The 987-nt window shown below is 60.1% G+C and carries 2 pseudogenes; both read right to left on the reverse strand.

What is annotated here, in order from left to right:
- Nucleotides 1-200, reverse strand: a pseudogene (locus EOB49_RS38305) (pyridoxal-phosphate dependent enzyme); the annotation flags it as partial.
- 8 nt (nucleotides 201-208) lie between these two features.
- Nucleotides 209-413 (reverse strand): annotated as a pseudogene (locus EOB49_RS38310) (isopenicillin N synthase family oxygenase); the annotation flags it as partial.
- Nucleotides 414-987: the final 574 nt, after the last annotated feature.

The following is a 987-nucleotide window of genomic DNA, read 5'->3' on the forward strand; positions in this document are numbered from 1 at the left end:
CGGCATTAACGATCATCGACAACGCAATGCGATCCTTGATCGATCCGCCGGGATTCTGGCTTTCGATCTTGACGAAGCGACGACACCTGCCGGTATCGAATCTCTTCAGTTCGACGACCGGCGTCTCCCCAATCAGATCGAGCACTGACAAATGGCGGACGCAGGCGAGAGGACGCCTTTGTCGACGGTCGGCGGAACATCTCGAGGCTCATGCGGCTGCGGTCTCCAGAATGTCGGCATAGTGCCGTTGCGCAATATCGGGATGCGAGCGCAGTCGGCTCTTCAGCAGTTGCGGAACAGGGGATTGTCGGGGTCGCTGGCGGGGCACCCGCTTCGGCAGCCAGTTCAGGCGGCAGGTCAAGAAACCGTATGTCGGCATCAAGCCGCGCGCCGAAGAAGAAGGGAATAGAAACAGTGCCCTTCGAAAGACCCAGGGCGACGGAAATCATTGCATCGGGCGAGTTCATGCGCCTGAAGCAGCGCTGGCTGCAACTGCTTCATAGCGACAGGCGGGCGGAGACTCTAGCGGGGCTTTCGCCGCTTGGTTGATTGAGGCTCTCGACGAAGCCACTAAGATTCGGCGGCCGATAATAGCTTGCTGCTCATTGGGACGCCGACCAACGCCGGGATTGAGAAAGGCAACCCTGCCCCACAAGGCGGGTGTCACACGTGCGGTGCGTCCGCTCGTCGCGCCGGATGGTCTTTGAGACCTGGGTTCACGGCTATTCAGATGCACCCCTGTCGGCTTTTCGGTGCAGGCCGCCAGGCGGCGTGTTGCAGCAGCGGTAATTAGTTTGAGAGCGTGCGAGCACGGGCTGCATAGTGAGATCATTTGCCGGCGTGGGGACCAAGGTGTGGCGCAGCCTTAGAGAACTCAACACCGAGACCGGAGCAACGGAGACGGCTCTTTCGTCGAGACAGTTTAATTGGAAGGCCGAGAAGCACCGGCTGGGTAGCGTCACGCCGCATCATTCTTTGCGGAGCTGG

Source organism: Mesorhizobium sp. M7A.F.Ca.MR.148.00.0.0 (genome assembly GCF_003997735.1).
Classification (GTDB): domain Bacteria; phylum Pseudomonadota; class Alphaproteobacteria; order Rhizobiales; family Rhizobiaceae; genus Mesorhizobium.